The organism is Pedobacter petrophilus (genome assembly GCF_009674725.1).
GTDB lineage: Bacteria > Bacteroidota > Bacteroidia > Sphingobacteriales > Sphingobacteriaceae > Pedobacter > Pedobacter petrophilus.
In genome coordinates, this window is sequence record NZ_WKKH01000063.1 from 1 (window position 1) to 22217 (window position 22217).

General features: G+C 37.1%; 16 protein-coding genes. 4 read left to right on the forward strand and 12 right to left on the reverse strand.

The genetic code is table 11. The features are described 5' to 3' along the window. Positions 1 to 453 precede the first annotated feature (453 nt). Positions 454 to 3066 (reverse strand): NACHT domain-containing protein, encoded by a 2613-nt coding sequence (locus GJU39_RS21340; protein ID WP_154283034.1) that lies wholly within the window; start codon positions 3064 to 3066, stop codon positions 454 to 456. A 900-nt stretch (positions 3067 to 3966) separates the two neighbouring features. Here GJU39_RS21340 and GJU39_RS21345 point away from each other — a divergent pair. After that, complete coding sequence (locus GJU39_RS21345) at positions 3967 to 6762, forward strand: lantibiotic dehydratase (RefSeq protein WP_154283035.1); 2796 nt, start codon at positions 3967 to 3969, stop codon at positions 6760 to 6762. Here the strand turns inward: GJU39_RS21345 and GJU39_RS21350 are convergent. Further along, positions 6752 to 7870, reverse strand: coding sequence for a sensor histidine kinase (locus tag GJU39_RS21350; protein WP_154283036.1), 1119 nt, complete (start codon positions 7868 to 7870; stop codon positions 6752 to 6754). The genes GJU39_RS21345 and GJU39_RS21350 overlap by 11 nt on opposite strands. Before the next feature lie 142 nt (positions 7871 to 8012). On the opposite strand from GJU39_RS21350, the gene GJU39_RS21355 reads away from it, so the two are divergent. Then, the gene (locus tag GJU39_RS21355; RefSeq protein ID WP_154283037.1) at positions 8013 to 8153 is read left to right on the forward strand and encodes a hypothetical protein; all 141 of its coding nucleotides are present in this window, start codon (positions 8013 to 8015) and stop codon (positions 8151 to 8153) included. A gap of 4 nt (positions 8154 to 8157) precedes the next feature. Here the strand turns inward: GJU39_RS21355 and GJU39_RS21360 are convergent, their stop codons facing one another. Then, positions 8158 to 8898 (reverse strand): LytR/AlgR family response regulator transcription factor, encoded by a 741-nt coding sequence (locus tag GJU39_RS21360; RefSeq protein ID WP_154283038.1) that lies wholly within the window; start codon positions 8896 to 8898, stop codon positions 8158 to 8160. 392 nt (positions 8899 to 9290) lie between these two features. On the opposite strand from GJU39_RS21360, the gene GJU39_RS21365 reads away from it, so the two are divergent. Beyond that, positions 9291 to 9668, forward strand: coding sequence for a hypothetical protein (locus GJU39_RS21365; RefSeq protein ID WP_154283039.1), 378 nt, complete (start codon positions 9291 to 9293; stop codon positions 9666 to 9668). A gap of 28 nt (positions 9669 to 9696) precedes the next feature. After that, the gene (locus GJU39_RS21370; protein WP_154283040.1) at positions 9697 to 10185 is read left to right on the forward strand and encodes a type I restriction enzyme HsdR N-terminal domain-containing protein; all 489 of its coding nucleotides are present in this window, start codon (positions 9697 to 9699) and stop codon (positions 10183 to 10185) included. Positions 10186 to 10325: 140 nt separating this feature from the next. On the opposite strand, the gene htpG is transcribed toward GJU39_RS21370, so the two are convergent. The 9 genes from htpG to GJU39_RS21415 form a co-directional block, all read right to left on the reverse strand. Beyond that, a complete protein-coding gene (gene htpG / locus GJU39_RS21375) occupies positions 10326 to 12212 on the reverse strand; it encodes a molecular chaperone HtpG (protein ID WP_154283041.1) in 1887 nt (628 codons plus the stop codon). Between the two features lie 202 nt (positions 12213 to 12414). Then, a complete protein-coding gene (locus tag GJU39_RS21380; RefSeq protein ID WP_209437705.1) occupies positions 12415 to 13161 on the reverse strand; it encodes a DUF4241 domain-containing protein in 747 nt (248 codons plus the stop codon). 83 nt (positions 13162 to 13244) lie between these two features. Beyond that, positions 13245 to 13637 carry a response regulator gene (locus tag GJU39_RS21385; protein ID WP_154283042.1) on the reverse strand — a complete coding sequence of 131 codons (393 nt, stop codon included), beginning with the start codon at positions 13635 to 13637 and terminating at the stop codon, positions 13245 to 13247. A 114-nt stretch (positions 13638 to 13751) separates the two neighbouring features. Beyond that, positions 13752 to 14615, reverse strand: a complete 864-nt coding sequence (locus tag GJU39_RS21390; RefSeq protein ID WP_245228052.1) for an N-acetylglucosamine kinase — start codon at positions 14613 to 14615, stop codon at positions 13752 to 13754. A 396-nt stretch (positions 14616 to 15011) separates the two neighbouring features. Further along, complete coding sequence (locus GJU39_RS21395) at positions 15012 to 15425, reverse strand: hypothetical protein (RefSeq protein WP_154283043.1); 414 nt, start codon at positions 15423 to 15425, stop codon at positions 15012 to 15014. Further along, the gene (locus GJU39_RS21400; RefSeq protein ID WP_154283044.1) at positions 15391 to 16197 is read right to left on the reverse strand and encodes a hypothetical protein; all 807 of its coding nucleotides are present in this window, start codon (positions 16195 to 16197) and stop codon (positions 15391 to 15393) included. Before GJU39_RS21400 ends, GJU39_RS21395 begins: the two co-directional genes overlap by 35 nt. Before the next feature lie 218 nt (positions 16198 to 16415). After that, entirely contained in the window at positions 16416 to 17726 is a 1311-nt protein-coding gene (locus GJU39_RS21405) for a TolC family protein (RefSeq protein WP_154283045.1), read from the reverse strand. A gap of 1 nt (position 17727) precedes the next feature. Then, positions 17728 to 20838, reverse strand: coding sequence for an efflux RND transporter permease subunit (locus GJU39_RS21410; RefSeq protein WP_154283046.1), 3111 nt, complete (start codon positions 20836 to 20838; stop codon positions 17728 to 17730). A 2-nt stretch (positions 20839 to 20840) separates the two neighbouring features. Beyond that, positions 20841 to 21926 (reverse strand): efflux RND transporter periplasmic adaptor subunit, encoded by a 1086-nt coding sequence (locus GJU39_RS21415; protein WP_154283047.1) that lies wholly within the window; start codon positions 21924 to 21926, stop codon positions 20841 to 20843. Positions 21927 to 22217 lie beyond the last annotated feature (291 nt).

Sequence of the window (22217 nt, forward strand, 5' to 3'; positions counted from 1 at the left end):
CAAATCTTAAAAGCCTCAAATCAGGCATTTAACAAAGAACCCTTGCAGTAACAACTGCAGGGGTTTCTGCGTTATCAGAAAGTTGGAGGAGCAAAGAGCAGGGAACAAAGAGTAAGGAACAAAGAGCAAGGAACAAAGACTAAAGGATAAAATGGAAAGCCAATAGGGCCAAAAACGAACTACGACAGACGAAAAACGACTAACAATACTCAGTTAAAGAGATAAGCGGAAAGGCTAAAGCGGAAAATGGAAAATAGAAAGTAGAAAAGTGAAAGGCAAGCGAACCAAAAACGGACGACGACAGACGAAAAACGACTAACGATGCTCAGATAACCCCTCTTCTATCTCCAGGATTCTTCGGTTGAAAGGTCAAAGCGAGTGATAAGTTGACCATACTAAAAACTGATCATTTTTTAAATATGATAAGCCTGTTGATCAACTCCAACAGACTTTTTATTTTTGATATGATTTTAGCACCTTAAAAGTTTGTTCAAACTCGCCACCATTTAAGTTGGTATAGTCGGGCATCGAGATTTTGTGATGTGCTAAGAAGTTTAACAACTCTTTAATTGCGTTTGATACTTCTTCAGAAACATTAGAATGTTTCAGCGAATCTATCTTTAAGAGGTAAAGCGCTACTACCATCGTTTTAAAATCTTCTTTTTTAGCAATTTTTAAACCTAAATCGCTTTCAACCACCGCGTGTTCATATTTGTAAATACAGTTATAAAAACTGGCTTTAAATACAAAAAAACTCACACAAATAAATTGTGTGTAATAAGTGTAATCGTTTTCAATAATCTTCTCTACAAAATTTACAATTCTCTGGGCTTTCTTATAATAGTTAAGTTTAAGATAAGTATGGCCTAAATGAATAAGGAGAAAAGGGGAGAAGACAGAGGTCCGCAGATAAAAAATATTTGGATATTTATTTAAAATGGACATGATAAAGCGGTGGCATTCAGCATAGTTTTTCTGCGCAAATAAGGTGTTCAGGACCAGTCTGTAAGTAAGTATTTCTGCGGTAGTTATTTGCTCATTTTTTAGCGGTGGTGTCCGGTCAATCTGATGGCAAAGCTTAATAATTTTATCTTCCAGCGAACCACCTTCATTAGGCTTGTTAATCAGGCTATTATAGAAATATAAAATTAAATCATAGGGATTAATCGGAAAAAGCTCATTCAGTCGCTTATAATTGCGCTTTAACAGCTGCATGGTATTTGCCAATGATGCTTTGTCGATATCAATTAATGAAATATTGCATTCAATAATATGCAGCATAATCTGCGCGTCCTCGTTTAGTACGTTGTCGGAAATATTTTTTATGGTTTCTTTGTATAACTTGCTCATCGTTCTGCCTGAGGCCATTAGGTCGATGAAATCCTGACCAATGCTTTGTTTATTAAATTTGGAATTGGGCTTACTTAGCTCATATTTAGAAACGCTGCAAATAAAATCGAAGGCGTTATTTTTTTCCTCATTGGTGAAGGGAAGCTTTAAAATATTCTTTAGCTCTGCAATTTCATTCCTATTGATACAGAACCGGATGCACCAGTTTAAAATATTGTTTCTTAATGCCGTTCGAGGTGAAAAATGATGTAAAATATATTCGAAGAGGGCCTTGCTCGATTTATATTTAAAGTTTTCTGTAATTTGGATGAAAAGGAAATAGGTATAAATGTCATCATTTAAAAACCTGATTACTTCAGTTGGCATGGCTGTGCTAAATCGCTTTTCTTCGATCAGCATACCGGTGTAAAGGAGCTCTTCATACGCTTCAGGATAAGAATTTATATAAGTAAGCATATTTTCTTTTGCCACTCGTAATCCTTTGTTGCCTTCAGAAATATGTTCACTGATCTTCTTAAGCAGAAATATTTTTTCGGTACTTTTTTTTGCCAAAAATATTTTTTTCTCTAAAAAGAAGTTAATCAGCTCATAACACAATAGCGGATCATCCAATTCAAGGGTTCTTGTTTCGGCGATGAGTTTATAATAAACCTGCAGCCAGAACGGTGTTTTTAATTGTTTAAGCAATGCAGCACTCACATCATCTATGGTTACAACCTTTTTTTCGATGTGACTTAAGGTATATAAAATTTCTATGGTGCTTAGGGGCGGAACATTACATAACGTGTCTTCATCATAAAACACACCCGTGTACCAATACTTCGTTAAAAATGCAGATCCGGTTAAAGCAGATTGCAGATTTATCCACGTGTTGGTTCGTAAGCTGATCATGGTTTTGAGGAAATTATTCTCCTCAATGCTGTAAAGGAAATTTACAAACAATTTAAACCTATTGCTATGCGATAGATAATCATCAACACCATCAATAATAATTACAAAGCGCCCTTCTTTACTCCCGGGATTAGTTTTAACATAGGCAATTAGTTCACTTACGCTATTGAAATTAAATTCCCTTAAAAACCACTCTTTTAAAGTCAATCCGGCTTGAATAGCAGAATTAATCGTATTTGGGTTAATAAGTAAAACGATATCATTTTTATACAACGCATTTTCTGAATGGAAAAAATGCTCTACCAAATGCGCTATTAAAATGGATTTACCCTGACCAGGCTGTGCACTAACGGTAGCAAACTGGTAACTATTCTTTAAAAAATAATCAAAATCAGGGTAGTAGAAACTTCTTTTAGCAGTATAATCAAAAGGAACGCCTGAATTATTCTTTTTAGTTACCAGGGATAATTCGGTAATGGTTCGGGCCTTTAATTTCAAGGTTTGCCATAAACTTTGATCAGCAGAAATATTATCCTGTTTATCTTTTTTAAATGATCCCCAGTCAGAATAGCCGATATATTGAGATAAGCTATTTAAGGTGAACAAAGAAAATTTATGTGGCGTATTGGCGAAGCCAAAGAAACGTTTGATAGTAGTTTCGCTAACATAGTTTTTGGTTTCTTGGAATACATACTCAGAAATTACTTTACAATGCGCAGGATCGATATTCCTTAATCCTGATTTTGTAAGTACAAACTTCCTGAGTTCAATTAGGAGTTCGTTAGAGTTCATTAACATAGAGATGACATTTACTAATGTCATCATAATTTCACAATAGCAGAAATGATTTTAAGAATAAATCAAATATGAATAAAATGAATGAGATAGGACAGACAAATATGAATATAATGGATGATACAGATTATCAGATAAAATGTTAATTTGTAGTCAATTAAGGCTGTAACTGAAGTAAACTAGGCCGCCCAGAGCCACCCTATAATAAATACCTTGACATGATAAAAATTTCTGCTTCACTATTCTTAAAAACGGATTATTCGTAATGCGCTGACATTTGTTGCTGTAGTTATATTAACGATCTTATATTCAAAATTATATTTACAAAGGAAAAATGATGCATCTACAGCAATTGCACCTGGCAATGCAAACAGTTTTACTGTGTGATTTATAGGTTTAGGTACGTGTTTCGTTACTACAGTAGATAATCCAGCCAACGCCACTACTGCTGATGAAAATACTTTCGCAACAGTACAATCATCAGAAGGGATTGCCTTAAATATTTTGGCTTATAGTGGTGAACTGGAATTGAAGTTTCCGCAACGTGCCTGCAAACACCAAGATGCATCATGATATATTCTGATCCGGACTTATTAACGTACAGGTGGGGGCGACCCAAGGGATAAAAGAGCGCAATCTTGTGTGGATTACCAGGTGAGTAAGGGAATTACCCAGGCTAGATTAACCTCAAAAGGATACGGAGAATCTATGCCAATTGCACCAAATGAAGTTGGATGAAGCAGAAGAAAGAAAGATAATCCAGATGGCAGAGCGAAAAACAGTAAAACAGAATTTAAAGTGACTAAAAAATAATTTTAATCAATTGTCCCCGTTGATAGCCACTTCCACTTTTGGAGGTGGCTTTTTAGTTTTGTACAGATAGCAGTTTTATAATTAATCTTTGTAATTTTCGCTGACTATTTCCATCTCATGAAACTTAATCTAAGTCCAACACTCCTTTTCAGAACGCCCATGTTTTCCTTTCAATCCGATTTGGAGGCTTGCTGGGAAGAATTAAAAAAAGCGATTTCCGTCTCATCAGGCGATTTTTATGAAGCCATAAAAGATGTGGAGGCAAAAGATTTGAGTGCTTTGCCACCTAAAATATCTTTCACCATCTGGAAGTATTTTAACCGGGCTAAATATCGTTCCACTCCCTACGGAACATTTGCAAGCTTTAGCATTTTAAGTGATGCCATTAAAACGCATGCAACTACCCTGATCATTGATGAAGAGCAGATTGTTCATCGCTTTATCGACTGGCCGTACCGCAATCAGTTGATGTTGGATTTTGATCAAACTTTAAAAGAGAACGGTTTTTTATTTAGCAACAGCAGTTTTTACGCAACGCTTGATGGCATCAGGTACATTGCCTGCTCGGAGGGTATTTTCGAACTTTCAGAAATTGGCAACGACGAGTTTGTAATGAGTATACTAAATGCCTGCCTGAAGCCGATCCGGGTGCAGGATTTAATCTTGAAGCTTGAGTTGGATGCCAGCCAACAATCAGATTTGTTTAACATGCTCAAAGATATGCATGACTTACAACTCCTTTTTACTGATCAGGATCCGAATATTATCGGGGAAGATTATTTCAAAAGAATTGGTGAGCAGAAAGTGGAAACCTTGCCTCAATACTTAATTGCTGAGCGTAAGGTTATTGATGGAGGAGTAGATCGCAGTCTCTTTAAGTCTGTTCCAAATTTGCTCCAGCTGCTGCAAAAAATTATTCCGAAGGAAGAAAGAGCCGCATTAACAACCTTTATTCAAAGATTTAGCAAAAAATTCGAACAGCGGGAAATTTCACTTCTGGTTGCGCTGGACCCGGAAATGGGGATAGGTTATGATGAACTGGAGCAGAGCAGCGAAAGCGATGATTTTGTTATTCAGTTTAATAACAAAAAGGATAATAAACTAAGCTCCGATTTAAAATCTGGTTTAAAAAAATCATTGTCAATAGAAAGATTTGAACCCGGAAAAACCATATTCCTAAATAAGCTGGATCTGGTTTTAAACGAGAAACCAAGTCCGCTGCCAAATTCTCTAAGCATCCTGTTAAATGTTATAGATGATTTAATCATCATGGATCAGATAGGAGGGGTAACTGCAAACGCACTTGCAGGGCGTTTTTCCATGGCTAATGCCACGGTTGAAAACTATTGCAAAGAAATTTCAGCAATAGAGGAGCAGGCGAATGCAGATGTACTGTTTTTTGATGTTGCTTATATGGTTGAAGCCACTGTAGATAATATCAACAGGCGAAAACTGGTTTACGAACAACAACTCTCCATCCTTAATTATGATACCTCTGCGAATCCGCTTTTACTCAATGATATTCAGGTTTCTGTAAGAAACGGGCAGGTTATCCTTCGTTCAAAATTTTTAAATAAACGTTTAATGCCGCGTATGGCCTCTGCATATAATTATACACGATCAGATCTTTCTGTATTCAGGTTGCTTTGCGATTTACAGCATCAGGGTATCCAAAGCAATTTGTCGCTTCCGCTTGATGGTATTTTTCCTGAATTAAGCTATTATCCGCGGCTGCAGTACCAGAATATTATTTTAAATGCCCAAAAATGGCGGGTTGAAAAGACCGCCTTCTATCCTGCAAAAGTTCAGCTTTCTGTTGATGCATGTAGGCAGTATCTTACTAATATTGGAGTATCTGACTATTTTAAAGCCGGCTTATCAGACCAGACATTATGCTTCGCCTTAGCTTCAGATGAAGATTTGACCGCATTTATGCAGTTTATGCAGAAGCAGACAAGCATTTACCTCGAAGAAGTGATTTTGCCAAAGCAGCATGTTGTGGTAGATGAACAGGAGAAACCATATCTAACTCAATTTATTCTTGGCGTTACACACGATGAGCGCATTTATAACGAAGCGCCGGCAATTAATGTAGAAGCTATAAAACCCGTTCAGCAAATTTTCCTTCCGGGAAGTGAGTGGCTTTATTTTGAGATTTTTTGTCACCAGCAGCGGGCAGATGAAATTCTAGTTAACGTGATCGGCTCATTTATACAGGCGCATGGCGGGGAAATTAAATCGTGGTTTTTCATCCGGTACAATGAAAATGGGGATCACATCAGGTTCAGGGTAAATGTTAAAGATGTAGCGGATAACCAGGTTTTAAGTGCTTCATTCGCAGATTATTTATCGCCTTACATCAGTAATGGATTGGTGTCGGATTTTTATTTAAGGGCTTATAAGCGCGAAATAGAACGCTATGGAAGTGATCTGATCGAGCAGGCGGAAGTACATTTTAGTATTGATAGTGCATTTGTGCTGTCCATTTTTCCTCATCAGCCAGATTCTTTTAGCAAGTATAAGTTTTGCGCAGCAATTGTAGTACAGCTACAGCAAGACGGAGTTTTCGAAGTGGAAGAATTAAGAAAGGTTGTAAAACTGGCATCAGATTCTTACAATAATGAACACCACTTAGATGCAGCTGACTTCAAAAAGCTAAATCAACAATATCAATCTTATAGAACCAGCATTACAGCAACACTTGATGGATCCCAACAGGCTTGTTTTAACCAGCTGGTTCAGTCGCTGGTTTCTTTATTACAGGATAAGGAGCCTGGCCGGAAGTTTAAGTTGTTTATGGATTTGATGCACATGCATGTAAATCGCCTTTTTGATAAAAACCAGCGAACGCATGAAATGGTGATGTATTATTTCTTATTAAAAGATCTTCAACGCAGCAAAGCTATCGGATAATATTTAGTCTGGCCATTGGGTTAACAACCCCGACGGAAATTTCGGTAACGTATCTATTCAGGGGATCAGTATAATATTTAAAAACAAAATCATTTTTATAAAAGCTTTTCAGGCGGTTGGCAACGTTTTCTAATCCAACATGATGACTTTCATGTTTGCCGCGGCCATCATTTACCATATTAATGGTACTGATGTTTAAGGTGTTTTCTTTGTAATCTATTTTTACAGTGGCAGGTTGGGTAGAATGAGTTACGTTCCCATGTTTAAAAATGTTCTCTACCAGGGTAAGTAGAATAAGTGGTGGAAATCTCAAGCCAAATAAATCACCATTTACTTCCAGCGACATATTAATTGTATTTGCCGTCCGCAGCTTATGCAAATTAATTAAGTGCTCTATTTGTTCAACTTCTTCACGCAACGGCACCAGTTCTGAAGCTGCAGGTTGTTTCAATGCGTAGCGCATCATTTCTGATAAATTCATAATGGCATCAGCAGCCATTGGTGCTTTTTTACGCGTATCGTTATAAATAAAGTTTAAAGTATTAAACAGAAAGTGCGGATTAATCTGACTTCTCAGAAAATTGTTTTGCGATTGAATCAAATCTGTTTCTAAACTCTGTTTTTCAATTTGCGTAATCAGATTTTGCCGCTCCAGAATCTCTACCTTTTTCTGATCTTCAAATGATTTGATGATGTAAACATAGCCGGTAGCAAAACCAATAAAAAGCAGCGATCTGTAGATGCAGGATAAAACGAATGTACGGTTAATAAAATTCCAGCCTTCAGAATCTATTAAACCTATCTTACCAAACAGCAACACCAGGATATAAGTTAACAGAATGTATGCAAATAACATTAAAATTATTAAACCTAATATTTTGAAAAATTTGAGTGTTGCGCTTTTGTCTTTTATTACTTTTTCAACGAGGAAGGCATGGGTGTAGAAAACAAAAATGTTAGTGATGTAAACCAGGATGTATGCGCCAACGGGGCGAAACTGTTTTGCGGCAAAACCCAATATAAATACCTCATATATGATATAAATTCCCCAAATAATGAAATGAAGTTTATATTTTTTCCAGAAGTTTTTAAGCGTTACTTGTATCATTTTTTAGGTTAAATCTACTGAAATTGAGGTTTTATCTCCCAAAAGTAAGTGTTTGTGTAAAAAAATAGGGGAGCAAAAATTTAGGCTGCACCTTTACAGAAATTAATAACAATAATAATAACTCTTTTAAATTTACCATAATATGAAAACTCAAAACACTCCAAAACTTGCGAAAAAAACTGTTTTTGTTTATAAAAATGTTAAAGCTCAAAATAACTTCGCTACTAATCCAACAGGAGACATGAGCCACACAATAGTAATGACCAGCTATATTGTAGATTAATAATCTATTGATTTCGGTTTGATTTTAATAGACTGTTTTGTACATAGGTGAAGAAAGCTTCTTTATAGCCTTCACCAATTTGTATCATTTCATTATTAGTTAAACGGATGATGTTTCCATCCACTTTTTTGATAGCAGATTTTGCAACGATGTTAGATTTGTTTACCCGGATAAATGGATGACGCTCCAACGCTTTATCTATCTCCTTTAAGGTAAGATATGTGGTATGCGTTTCATTGTTAGTGATAATCTGAATATAGTTCTGTAAGGCTTTGATGTAGAGAATCTCATCGATAGCAATATTAGAGAAAGCATACTTGTGATCGCCTTTGATGTAAAGCGCAGAAGCATGGTCAGCATCTTTTGCAGCACGGGCATTGTTTGCTTCCTTTTTCAGAATTCTGTCTATACCCAGCGCGAATTTTGCAAATGAGATTGGCTTAAGCAGATATTGATCTGATTGTACATCGAAGGCTTGTAAAGCATAATCAGGGTGTGCGGTGGTGAAGATTAAATACTTCGCTTTTTCCCTGATATTTTTGGCCAGTTCGAGCCCGTTAATTCCAGGCATGTCAATGTCCATGAATAATAAATCGATCTCATCGTCCAAGCTAAGCTCAGTCAGTGCCTGGACAGGACTGGTGAAAGTCTTAAAAACAATTAAGCCGGGCATTTCTGCTATATGGTCGGTAATTACCTCTATTGCATGCTGTTCGTCGTCGATAACAACGCATTTTAGATTCATGATAGTTATAATAATGTTGCTTGAAATGAATTACTGCAAGTTAAATAAAAAATGAATTGTATTTAGCTTCCCGGGATTAAAAAAATGTAACGTATAGTTTCGTCTAAAATTCTACAGGTTTCGTGTAAAATTCTGGGGGGTTCATGTAATAAAATCTATTCCATATCTCTTTTTTCTAATCTTTAAACTGTTTGCCAAAAACAAATGATTAAAATGACTGGCTTTTAAACCATTATCATTTTAGTTGACCTAACATCTGCCTGCCCAATTTGTGTAGCCTGTTGAAAAGAACATACTAAACAGGCCATACAAAACTGGGTTAAGCATGGAAGGTTTTAAAAGTTTAAAAATACAAATAAGCATATCACCACATCCATCGAAGTAAGAAGTTAATGATGATCGCTCGCGAATATGAATACCTGCTTAGTAAAGTCTATTGTGGAGGTATGTTCAGCCAGTACATTATGAATGCAGGTGGTTATTTACAAATGCAGCAGGAATATAATAATCTGAACGCATTTGAAACTGCCACGGGACAGATGGAAAAGGAGTATGTTTTTAGAAAGTCTTTTCTGATCATACGCAATTATGTTCAGCAGGCAATCAAAGATGGCTTAAAGAATTTTCAGCTTGAAATACAAGCTGACGGCATTAATAAGTTATCCTATATGACCGGAACTTCGAACCAAAACTTTTTCGACAAGAAAAGTCTGGATCAGATAATTGGAATGGCAAATCCTGTATTTAAACAATACAGCTTAAAAAACTGATACCTCTAAAAAAAATATATACACTACCATGGAACTTAAAGACGAAATAGGACAATTTGCTGTCAGGATCAAAAAGATGCTTCCACAAGTTCAAACAGAAGATTCTACCAGAAATGCATTAGTTCTGCCTTTCATTCAAATTCTAGGTTTTGATCCTTCAGAGGTTCAATCTGAGGCTGTGCTAGACTTTGGAGTAAAGAAAAGCAAGAAAGTTGACTATACCATTATGAAAGATGGAGAACCTACTATTTTAGTGGAGTGTAAGCACCATGAAGATAGTCTGGATATCCACGATTCGCGTTTATCAAAGTACTTCCGTAAAACAAAAGCAAAATACGGCTTATTAACAAACGGATTGGTTTATCGCTTCTACACAGAGAAAATGGTAAAATCAAAAAAAAATCAAGAGCCTTTATTTGAATTTAAATTAACAGATACCAAAGCGGCAACAATTGCCAAAATGATTGAAGATCACAAAGATTATTTCAATGTTGATCAAAAACAGGTAGCCAGTTAGTATATTTATTGAAATCTTAACGTCCCGGAGATTCTATAGAAATTAAGTCCTAATTTATTAGGACTTTTTTTATGCTCTTAATCTAATAAAAAAGGGAGAAACCTTTCGATTTCTCCCTTTTTGTAAATAATATATCCGAGCTAGATTAACTCAACACTTCTGCTTACGAAAGCAGTTAATTCTGCGCCTGTTAACATTCCCTGAGCCAATAAAGCCAAATCAACAGCTTGTTTTGCCAGGTTGGCCTGTGCTTCACCTTCTGTTTTTAAGATTTTACTCACTAATTTGTGGTTTCCATTAATAGCCACTTTGTAACTATCTGGCATTTGGCCGTAAAAGCCCATTCCACCGCCCATTGCAGCCATATCTTTCATACGGCGCATAAACTCATCCATGGTAATGGTTACGGGCAATTCATCAGGACTTAAAGCGATTACTTCTACCTGCATACCTGGTTTAGTAATTGCTTTTTCAAAAATTGCAGTTACTTCTTTAACCTGGTCTTCGCTTAATACGTGTTCGTTAACTTCGTCTTTCTCAATTAATTTATCTGCAACACTAGAATCAACACGTTTTATAGATGTTTTCTCTAATTTTTGCTCCATTTGATTAATGAAGTGATTATCGATTGGCGAATCCAATACTAAAACATCATAATCCTTTTTATTAGCCGATTGAATAAAAGCATCTTGTTTTGCCGCATCATTTGAATACAAATAAACTACGGTACCGTTTTTATCAGTTTGTAATGGAGCTACCTTCTCTTTATATTCATTTAAGGTGAAAAGTTCGTTTTTAGTGTTTCCGACTAAAGCGAAATCTTTAGCTTTATCGTAGAATTTCTCTTCGCTGATCATTCCGTATTTTACGAACAAACCAATGTCTTTCCACTTATCTTCGAATGCTTTGCGGTCTTTAGCAAATAATTCTGCTAGTTTATCAGCAACTTTTCTGGTAATGTAATTGTTTATTTTTTTAACGTTACTATCTGCCTGTAAGAAACTACGGGAAACGTTCAATGGAATATCTGGTGAATCAATTACACCATGTAACAACATTAAAAATTCCGGAACGATATCTTTAACCTCATCAGTTATAAATACCTGGCGAGAATACAACTTAATTTTGCTGCGTTGCATTTCGAAATCGTTTTTCAATTTCGGGAAATACAATACACCAGTTAAGTTGAATGGATAATCCACATTCAGGTGGATCCAGAACAATGGTTCTTCGCTAAATGGATATAGTTCCTGGTAGAAGCTTAAGTATTCCTCATCTGACAAATCTGCAGGTGCTTTTGTCCAGATTGGATTAGTGGTGTTGATGATGTTATCAACAGCTACATCTATATATTTTTTCTTGCCTTCCTCATCTTCACCGTCTTCAACAGATTCAGTTTTAGTGCCAAATTGAATTGGAACAGGTAAGAATTTAGCATATTTATCTAAAATTTCCTGCAATTTTGATTCTTCCAAAAACTCTTCAGAATCTTTATTTACATGAAGGATGATATCTGTACCGCGGGTAGTCTTTGTGCCTTCGGTAATTTCGAATTCTGTACTACCATCGCAAATCCAACGGGCAGGCTCAGCGCCATCCTGATAAGATAAAGTTTGAATTTCTACTAAGTCTGCAACCATAAAGGCAGAGTAGAAACCTAAACCAAACTTACCAATAATCTCGTTGGCATCTTTTGCATCTTTAAATTTTTCTACAAACTCACTTGCGCCAGAAAATGCAACCTGGTTAATGTATTTCTTGATTTCTTCAGCGGTCATACCCAAGCCATTATCGCTAATGGTAATGGTTTTTGCGTCTTTGTCTACGGCAACTTTTACTAAAGGTTGTCCTACTTCGCCATTAAACTGACCTAATGAACCGAGTCTTTTAATTTTCTGAACCGCATCTACAGCGTTTGAAACCAACTCACGGAGAAAAATCTCGTTGTCAGAGTATAAAAACTTCTTAATTATCGGGAAAATATTCTCGGTATGTATCGAGATATTTCCTTTTTCTTGAATGCTCATATGTAAATAAATTGTTTAATCTACCTGCTGCATATCAATGCCTGTTCCAAACGATTTTGTTTGCCAAAATGACAGACCTTCTTTCATGGTTATTATGTAGAGTAAAGAATGAATAATCTTATTTGAGGAGTTTTTAAACCAAGGTTTACCAAATCCGGATATTTCGAAATGATATAAAGGCTAAATGCAGGCGCATGAATTATTAAGCTTCAGGATCGGGTCTGTAAGCAAGTTCAATATCTATGAATTGAATAATTAAACAGCAAACCTGATCATTCGCATCAAAGCCATAATAAACCGGATATGCGCCGTCACCGAATCCGCTTTGAAAGAAGGGGATATTATAATCTGTTCCTGGTATTTTCCAGTTCAACCAATCGCCACCCTCACGCTGATAAGTTGGATTTTCTTCATAATTTTTGGCGAAGAGTGCCGCAAAATAGTCATCATACAGGTTTTTGTCCTTGTTTTCCGCTAGAAATTGATCCTGAAATGTACAAAAAGCTTTAAGGCTTTCAGCATCAAGCACACAACCTAAACCAGCATCAACATTGAAACCAAAGAATTCGCCCTCACTAAAATTCGCTAAATCTTCAGTGCCAATTAGTGCTTCTTCAAATCTAATTGCATCATTGCTGGTAAACTGAACTTTGACTGCTGCATATCTTGCGGAATCTTCATCATCCGGTACCACAACGGCGGCTGTAACAGGGAATTCGCCAACAGGTACTTTATATAAATAAGGCTCGGCATCTTTATTAATATAAACCAAAGGGTCGCGCACTAAAATTTCGCCACTTGGAATGGAAACACTACCGAGTTCTAAGTGGTCGATGGTTTTTCCGGCGAGGTTTTGTTTTTCAAAGTAATCGTTCAGGTTATTCGGGCAAGCCAGAAGTGTTTTCTTTTCGTTCCAAAGTTTAATCCATTCGGCGGTGGGGATCATCATTTAAGTTTTTTTGAATGGTTAATTTGATAAAAAAAAGCCAAAAAACAATTAAGTTCTTTGGCTTCAATAATGTATAGCTTTTTCTAATTTAAATGAAAACTGGGTTTGTCTTCTTCTAAAGAAAGAATTTTGGTAATCTTTTTTAATAGCACGTCCATCTGGAATGGTTTCGAAAGAAAATCATCCTGGCCGTAATTTAAAGTAGTAAAATCTTTCGGGTTGTATAAACCAGAGATTAATAAAATCGGAATTTTTGAAGTGCTTTCTATAGATTTTAGTTGTTCACATAGCACACGCCCGTCTATATGGCCAAGCGATATATCAAGTAAGATTAAATCTGGTTTAAAGCTCTCAATTCTGTTAAATACTTCTTCTCCATCGTTAAGTGCTGAAACCTTGAATCCGCCGATTTCCAGTATTAATTGTATGGTTTCTAAAACCTCAATGTCATCGTCAACTACCAGTATTCTCTTCATATGTTTTAAAGCAATTTATTCGCCATCAAAAATATAACAAAATGTATCTTGTTAAGTTTACAATCTTAAGAATATTTTAACAATTAATTTATAAACAAATAAAATTTGTAAATATTAGCTGGTCTGTTGAACAATACCCTCTTTTTGAAGGATAAAGTTGAAAAGCTCTTCTATTGGCTTTTGTAATATTTTGCCGGGTTCAATGCCATTCTCTTCTAAAACCTCAATTAAAGTTTCCTGGTAATAGTAGGCAATGGACCCTACAAAATGGCAGGGCACCTCTTTGTATTTAGGGTAATCCTTTACGTTGGTGTTTACAAATTCCTGAAAGCCTGTTTTTAAAATATCCTTAATAAAAGGATGGTCGCGATGGCTGGCCATGAATCGACTAAAGCCGGCCAGGTAAATATTAGGGAAAGGTTTTTGGTAAACATTGGTAATAATCTGCTCTTTATCAGCCGGAAATGCTTTTTTAAATTCAGAGGCCAATCCTGCAGGCATTTTATTATATAAATAGGCTAGCAACACTTTTTTGCCAAAAAAAGTTCCTGATCCTTCATCGCCTAAAACATAACCTAAACCATGGTGACCATCATGAATCTTCTTGCCATCAAAATAGCAAATGTTAGATCCCGTTCCTAAAATGCAGTTTAATCCTTCTGCATTGCCACAGGTTGCATAAACTGAACCGAGTAAATCGTGATCTACGGAGATAAATGCGTTTTGAAAAACTTCAGAAAGGCCGTTTGAAACCACTTCATGCTTATCAGGCGAAGAGCAACCAGCACCAAAAAAGTAAATCTCTTTTACCTGGTCTGCATATTGTATAACGGTTTCATTTTTCAAAATTAAATTCGAAATATCCTGCTCACTTAAAAAATATGGGTTTATTCCAGTGGTATTAAATCTAATGGTTTCTCCATTAAGATAACCCATCCAATCGGTTTTTGATGAGCCACTATCTGCAACAAGTATCATGCACTAAATATAAAAATTAAATATAGAATTTTATGCTTGCAATAATTTCGTTACCTGTAAGGGGGATGATTAGTATTAGAGGCTGTTTTCTTCTGTCTGGAAGTTGCTACTTGTAATTTGAAGTTCTTTAGTTTGGCGTTGATGTTATTGTCTTCTGCATCAAGGTTATTATCTTATAATTTGAAGTTATTTAGTTCGGCTTTGAGGTTATTTTCATCTGTCTCGAGGTTATTATCTTATAATTTGAAGTTATTTAGTTCTGCTTTGAGGTTATTATCTTCGAGACTGTTTAGATTTCTTTTACTATATATTTTCTTTGCTTTTATGTCATACTGGATAGCAATATGGTAAGCAGACTACCTAAACTTAGCATTATTAAATTTGAAACCATACATACTAATGACTGGAAAGTGGTACATCTCTGCCAAAGTCTTTAATGTATCTGATTACACTTTTTATTTCACATTCACTTAAAGTATCCATCCTTGCCGATTTAAGATCCCCATTTTTACTATACCATCCTTTATGTTTTTTAGTAAATGCATAATCAATTAGCTTTAGACTATCCATGGCTGCCAAGCCTCTTAATGTTATCAAGCCATAAGTATCAATTTTATTTACATTAATAGAAACGTGGCAATTCTTACAGCCATAATTAGAAATGATCTGGCCTGCATCATACCTGTAATATCTACAAGTATCTGAAGTTTTATTATCTACACTATTTTTATATTTGGTTGGATTATGGCAACTTAAAAATAAAAAGATTGATAAACTACCTAAACTTAGCTTTATTAAATTTGAAACCATTTGTTGGATTGTTTAAAAATGTTTTTAGACGATTAACTGTATTGAGGTCAACATTAGAATGATTACCTTTTGTTATATCAGTCATGTACTTCATAATAAAATTAAGCATATCACCTTTTTCTGTATCCGATATTGTTTGACCAGAGTTATCTCCTAAATGATACATTAATCTGTTCTTTTTATCTGAATCTTCAATATCATCTAAACTTAGGGTATGAAAAAACTCATGTACACCAATGTGTTTATTTTTTTGCCAACTATTATAACTAACAGTTGCTGGCCCTCCCTCACCCTGAGTAAGCCCCGCTGAACTTTGATTTCTGCCATATCGGTCCGTAAATTGATGGCCAATACTATCTACAACAGCTAATACAAAATCATTGCCCTTAATCTCAGTTAGCATATTGATCTGTATAACGTTTACAGTGAAATTAAAATTATAACGGATAGAATAGGTCCAGGTTTTAGTTTTATCGAAAATTTTTTTAGCAGAATTATATTTATGTATAATTACCCCATTTTTGTAACCCCCACCCCTTAATTTCGTTGTAATCACTTGTTGGGTAAAAGTCATGAGGCTGTTTAAATTGGGTGCACCATTTGTAGTAAGGTCTAACACTTTCAGGGTGATGGTAAAATCACCGTATAAACTTAGTTCTCCACTTCCATTATCACTAATATGCATATTTTTTGCAACAATGCCGCCAGATAAGGGCTGGTTCTGTAATATGGCCAGGTTGGCTCTAATGAAGTCTACTAAATTAGTATTCATAATGCATTGTATCTGGTTTATAAATTTAGTATTAATTATACAAATTCACAACCGGATTTTTGTCACGGTTTATATCTCCTTCGATTATTTCGTGGCACTTGTTTTACGAACCCTTTATCTATGAAGATATTGAAACTACAGGCATGAAAAAACCCGCGAAGTTCAGCGCATAACGGCGCAGACTTCGCGGGTGAATTAATTTTAATTAGTTGCTTAAACTAATTTGATAAATTTATATTTCCACTTATTTCTTTTAACATGGTTTCTGCCAGTTTAGCCTGATACTGCATTTCAATAAAGCGGTTTTGTGCATCAATGGCATTGCGTTGTGCTTCACGCAATTCGAGCGGGGCAATGCTTCCTAAACGGTATTTCGCCAAAGTGATGTCTAAACTTTCTTTCGCAATGTCTACGTTTCGCTGTTCTAGCTTAACCAAATCAAGGTAGGTTGCATAATTCTGATAGGCAGAAAGCAATTGTGAATTAACATCGAGTTTCGTTTTACCGAGGTTTAATTTTGAAGTCTCGATCTCAATTTTTGCGTTGCGCTCATTTTGTCGCTGTAAAAAGCCATTAAACAGGTTCAGGCTTGCGGTAACGCCATAGGTAAATCCATTTGCAGCAAATTTTTGGTTAAATCCGGTAGGGCTCGTGCTATTTGCCCTGCTATAACCAGAATTTAAGCTAATGGCAGGATACCGTGCGCCCCGAACGGCTTTCAGATTCAGCGATGCAAGCCTTTGGTTGATGAAAGCATTCTGTACATCCGGATTTTGCTGTTCTGCAATTTCTGCCTGCTTGCTGAATAAAATCCCCCTGTCTACATCAATACTATCTGCAACAGAAAAATTGGTGCTGATATCGCGCACCATAATCTGGTTTAAACGAATTTTCGAAACCTGCAAAAAGTTTTTAATTTGAAGATAGTTTGAGGTATCTGTATTGTAATCTACCTGTGCAGTCAATACATCCAGCTTTGAGCCTCTTCCCAATTCCAGCTTGGTTTTTGCAATGTTGGTGCGCAGAACGGAAACATCTATCGCGCTATCTGCTGCAATGAGCAATTGTTGTTGCCTGATCACATCATAATAAGCGTTAATGACGTCGGCAACCGTATTCAGGATGGTTAACCTGGCATTTACTTCCCCCTGTTTTTGTAATTCTTTTAACCGGTCATAATTCGCAAACATGGTAAAGCCATCAAAAACCGTCCAGTTTAAATCTGCACCCAGGCTATTATTCGTGCTTTTTGCGCCTGTTATAACACGGTCGGGCCCGGTTGCAGGGGTTTGCCTGGTGTTTTGAATTCCTCCACCATTGATGTAAGTTCCATCTAGCGTTGGCAACATTCCTGCATTCCCGATGTTGTTGTTGTTTTTGGCGATTGATAGGTCGTTCCTGCTGATTTTAATATCGTAATTATTCTGCAAAGCGATGCTTACGGCCTCTTTTAAGGTAAGGAGTTCCTGTGCAAATCCGGAAAAGGATAAACACAGCAAAAAAGATAGTAATTGTAATTTCTTGCTCATCTTATTCTTCTGTATTTATTGCTTCCTGTTCGAAGCGATGGGCATCTTTTAATTGTTTATTCGGTTTGTAAGGTTTCGCCCAGTAAGAATAAATTGCAGGAATTACAAATAGTGTAAGCACAAGAGAAAATAGGGTTCCTCCAACAATCACAGTTCCCATACTCATTCTGCTTTTTGCAGCCGCACCCAAAGCTAAGGCAATAGGAAGTGCGCCAATGGCAATGGCTAAACTGGTCATCAAAATCGGACGTAAACGGGAAACCGATGCCTCGCGGATGGCTTCAGGAATAGGCGTTCCCTTCTCTTTTAACTGATTGGCAAACTCTACGATTAAAATTCCATTCTTTGTTACCAAACCAATTAACATAATGGTTCCAATCTGGCTGAAAATATTCCAGCTTTGGCCGCATAACCAGAGGGATAGAAAAGCCCCGGCAACGGCCATTGGTACAGTTAAAATGATAATAACCGGGTCTTTAAAGCTTTCAAATTGCGCAGAAAGGATCAGGTAAACCAATAATAAGGCTAAGCCAAAGGCGAAGAAAGTGTTAGAAGAACTTTCTTTAAAATCCCTCGATTCTCCACTTAAATCGGTAGAGAAAGTTTCATCCAGTATTTTTGAGGAAATGGCATCCATCGCTTCAATCCCTTCACCTATACTTTTACCAGGTGCCAGGCCGGCAGAAACTGTTGCAGCGATAAAACGGTTGTTTCTATATAACTGCGGCGGACTACTTTCTTCTTTCGCCGTTACTAAATTATCCAGCTGAACCAATTCTCCCTTATCACTGCGCACATAAACCGAACTCAGGTCTAACGGGTCTTTCCGGTCGCCACGATCAAACTGACCGATTACCTGATACTGCTTTCCATTCATGAAAAAGTATGAAAAACGCTGCCCGCTTAAGCCTAAATTGAGCGTTTGGGCAATGGCAACGACAGAAACGCCCAGGTTTTTCGCTTTATCCCTGTCGATGGTTAAATTAATCTCTGGCTTATTAAATTTAAGGTTGACATCAGAAACAGTAAACGTTGGGTCTTTCGCAACGGCATCCATAAATAATGGAATTTTCTCCCGTAGTTTCTCAAAATTTTGTGCCTGGATAATGTAGCTGATCGGCAAACCACCTCTTCGCCCTACAGAAATGGTTGGTTGTTGATTGATAATGGTTTTTCCTTCTGTATATTTTTTAGTAATCTTCGTCAGCTTATCTGCAATTTCTTTCTGCGTTCGCTCCCGGTCTTCCGGGTCAACAAGGCCCATCCGCACGAAACCTGAGTTAACAGATCCTGAACCGCCAAAACCTGGCGAAGTGATGGTGATATTTACGTTTTTCTCGGGAACAGAATCAAGCACCAGCTGATTCAATTTCATGATAAACTGATCCGTATAAGCAAAAGATGATCCTTCCGGGGTGGTTGCACTGATATTAATTGCACTTCTGTCATCATACGGTGCCGTTTCTTTCGGTAATATTTTCCAGAAAAGGAAAATCAATCCCATACAAACTACAATGATTGGGATAGAAAGCCATCGCTTATCTAAAAACTTATTCAGGTTTGAAGCGTATGAATCATTTAATTTAACAAAATATGGCTCTGTCCAGTTGTAAAATTTCGAAGGTTTATGTCCGCCGGATTTCATTAAATAGGCGTTTAACATCGGCGTGAGCGTTAGCGAAACGAATGCAGAAATTAAAACCGCTGCACCAATTACCACGCCGAACTCTCTAAACAACCGGCCAACAAAACCCTGTAAAAAAATTACCGGTAAAAATACTGCAGCAAGGGTAATGGAAATAGAAATTACCGCAAAGAAAATTTCATTCGAACCCTTAATTGCCGCTTCAAATGGCGACATACCTTCTTCTACCTTTTTAAAGATATTTTCGGTAACCACAATACCATCATCTACCACTAAACCCGTAGCCAATACAATTGCCAGTAAACTTAATACGTTAATGGAAAATCCGAAGGCGTACATAATAAAGAATGTAAATACCAGTGATACCGGAATATCAATTAACGGGCGGAAAGCGATGGCCCAATCTCTAAAAAACAGGTAAATAATTAAGATTACCAATACGAGCGATAATCCTATCGTTTCAGCAACTTCCGTAACCGAACGCTTAATGAAAAGCGTGTTATCCAAAGCTACCTTTAGTTTAATATCCTGCGGAATATCCGCTTTAAGCTTATCGAAACGGTTATAAAATTCTTTACTGATATCCAGGTAATTGGCGCCTGGCTGAGGGATAATTGCCACGGCAACCATTGGCTTGCCAGATTCCCTTAAAATGGTTTCTTCATTCTCCGGCCCCAGAACCGCATAACCAACATCCTGGAGTTTGATCACCTGGTTACTGTCTGATCTCAAAATCAGGTTATTGAACTGGCTTTCGTTGGTTAATTTTCCAAGAGTTTTAACGGTTAGCTCAGTAGTGGCACCGGTAATTTTTCCTGAGGGTAATTCTACATTTTCATTATCTAAAGCAGTAACAATATCTTGCGAGGTTAATCCGTAAGCGCTTAATTTATTCGGGTCCATCCAGATGCGCATCGCATATTTCCGCTGTCCCTGAATCTGCACGCTACTTACTCCGGGAATGGTTTGAATCCGATCGGCAATTACATTTTCCGCAAAATCACTCAATTCTAAAGTATTTCTTTTATCACTTTGAATGGTCATTGATAAAATGGGATCTGAGTTTGCATCAGCCTTGCTTACCACCGGTAAACCATCAATATCTTTTGGTAAAGTTCTGGCTGCCTGCGAAACTTTATCACGCACATCATTGGCTGCTTCCTCAATATTTTTATCCAGGTTAAATTCGATGGTAATATTACTGGTACCCTGATTACTGGAAGAAGAAATGTTCCGAATTCCATCAATAGAGTTAATCGATTTTTCTAAAGGCTCTGTAATCTGCGATTCAATAATGTCAGAGTTGGCGCCAGGGTAAGAGGTCCTCACCGAAACCACTGTCGGATCAATTGACGGATATTCCCTAACCCCTAAAAACGTATAGCCGATTACGCCAAACAGCACAATCAGCAAATTCATTACTATGGCTAGAACAGGCCTTTTTATACTCGTTGTAGAGATACTCATAACTATTCTTTAACCAAATGAACTTTTACCGGAGCATCTTGCTTCAAGGCCATAGATCCCGTGGTTAAGACGGTATCGCCAACTTTCAGACCAGATGTAATTACTATATTTTCATCCGTACGGGTGCCGGCTTCAACTTTTACTTCCTGTGCTTTTCCATTTTTCTGGATGTAAACAATTTTTCCCTTTAAAACCGGAACAACAGCCTGGTTTGGAATCAGGATAGCATCTTGAAGGGTGTTTAGCGCTAATTTTATCTTCGCGAAAGATCCCGGAAGTAATGCATTATCAGCATTTGGCGCCAACGCCCTGATTTGCAGTGTTCTTGTTGCAGCATTAATCCCAGGCTCTATTGCATATACTTTTCCGGTGTTCTCTTTCGATGATCCGTCGGTAGTAAACGTAATTGATGAACCTGTTTTAATTTGTCCTGCGTATTTTTCAGGAATCGAAAACGTTACTTTGATTGGATTGGTGCTTACTAAATTTGCGATTACCGTGGACGGTGTAAGGTAAGTACCTTCAGAAATGTTGCGTAATCCGATTCTACCGGAAAATGGTGCCCGGATGGTTGCTTTCGCCAATTGTGCCCTTACCAATTGCGATTGTGATTGTAACGACCTGGAGTCTGCTAAAGAAGTATCGTATTCTTCCTGACTAATTGCACCCTTAGCCAATAGTTGTTTGGCCCTGTTTTCATTCGTGGAAGAAAGTTTTTGTCTGGTCACCGCTTCCTGTAACTGCGCCTGAATATCTCTGTCGTTAATTTTAACGAGCACACTACCTTTGGCTACATTCGTTCCTTCTTTAAAATAAATGCCGGTTACCAGGCCGGAAATTTCACTTTTAAGCACAACAGATTCGTTCGCATCTATTGCTCCGGTAACTTCCAGGTCGTTATTAAATGATGCTGGCTTCACCACAATTCCATCCACTACTAATGCAGCCGACTTCCCTTCGCCTCCTTTACCCTGACCAGTTGCGCCAGCTCCTTTCCCTTCTACGTTTTTGTTTTCCTTAATCCGGTAGTAAACCAGATAAGCTAAGCCCAAAGCAAAAACAGCATAAATAATATACCTTTTCTTCATGTTTATATTTGTGTAGTTCCCCCAACCAGTATCAGCGATAGTGATTCGAGATTTAGAGTGTAAAAATATCCAAATAGTTTAGTCCTAAATTTGTTGTATTAAGGATGTTACTAAGTTTTGATTCTTGCTGTCCCTTATTAGTTTGGAGTCGGGAGTCTTTAGTCGGGAGTCCGGGGTGGATAGGTTTTTTGCTATCCTTGGTTAGTTTGGAGTCGGGAGTCTTTAGTCGCTGTCTCATATAACCATCTCCCAGCCCCCGAGAATAAGGCGCATCTGGGATGCGCGGATGGG

Bases quoted from the DNA above. Each gene is read 5' to 3' on its own strand.
- GJU39_RS21340 (WP_154283034.1), bottom strand. From the start codon at position 3,066: ATGATGACATTAGTAAATGTCATCTCTATGTTAATGAACTCTAACGAA.
- GJU39_RS21345 (WP_154283035.1), top strand. From the start codon at position 3,967: ATGAAACTTAATCTAAGTCCAACACTCCTTTTCAGAACGCCCATGTTT.
- GJU39_RS21350 (WP_154283036.1), bottom strand. From the start codon at position 7,870: ATGATACAAGTAACGCTTAAAAACTTCTGGAAAAAATATAAACTTCAT.
- GJU39_RS21355 (WP_154283037.1), top strand. From the start codon at position 8,013: ATGAAAACTCAAAACACTCCAAAACTTGCGAAAAAAACTGTTTTTGTT.
- GJU39_RS21360 (WP_154283038.1), bottom strand. From the start codon at position 8,898: ATGAATCTAAAATGCGTTGTTATCGACGACGAACAGCATGCAATAGAG.
- GJU39_RS21365 (WP_154283039.1), top strand. From the start codon at position 9,291: ATGATGATCGCTCGCGAATATGAATACCTGCTTAGTAAAGTCTATTGT.
- GJU39_RS21370 (WP_154283040.1), top strand. From the start codon at position 9,697: ATGGAACTTAAAGACGAAATAGGACAATTTGCTGTCAGGATCAAAAAG.
- htpG (WP_154283041.1), bottom strand. From the start codon at position 12,212: ATGAGCATTCAAGAAAAAGGAAATATCTCGATACATACCGAGAATATT.
- GJU39_RS21380 (WP_209437705.1), bottom strand. From the start codon at position 13,161: ATGATGATCCCCACCGCCGAATGGATTAAACTTTGGAACGAAAAGAAA.
- GJU39_RS21385 (WP_154283042.1), bottom strand. From the start codon at position 13,637: ATGAAGAGAATACTGGTAGTTGACGATGACATTGAGGTTTTAGAAACC.
- GJU39_RS21390 (WP_245228052.1), bottom strand. From the start codon at position 14,615: ATGATACTTGTTGCAGATAGTGGCTCATCAAAAACCGATTGGATGGGT.
- GJU39_RS21395 (WP_154283043.1), bottom strand. From the start codon at position 15,425: ATGGTTTCAAATTTAATAAAGCTAAGTTTAGGTAGTTTATCAATCTTT.
- GJU39_RS21400 (WP_154283044.1), bottom strand. From the start codon at position 16,197: ATGAATACTAATTTAGTAGACTTCATTAGAGCCAACCTGGCCATATTA.
- GJU39_RS21405 (WP_154283045.1), bottom strand. From the start codon at position 17,726: ATGAGCAAGAAATTACAATTACTATCTTTTTTGCTGTGTTTATCCTTT.
- GJU39_RS21410 (WP_154283046.1), bottom strand. From the start codon at position 20,838: ATGAGTATCTCTACAACGAGTATAAAAAGGCCTGTTCTAGCCATAGTA.
- GJU39_RS21415 (WP_154283047.1), bottom strand. From the start codon at position 21,926: ATGAAGAAAAGGTATATTATTTATGCTGTTTTTGCTTTGGGCTTAGCT.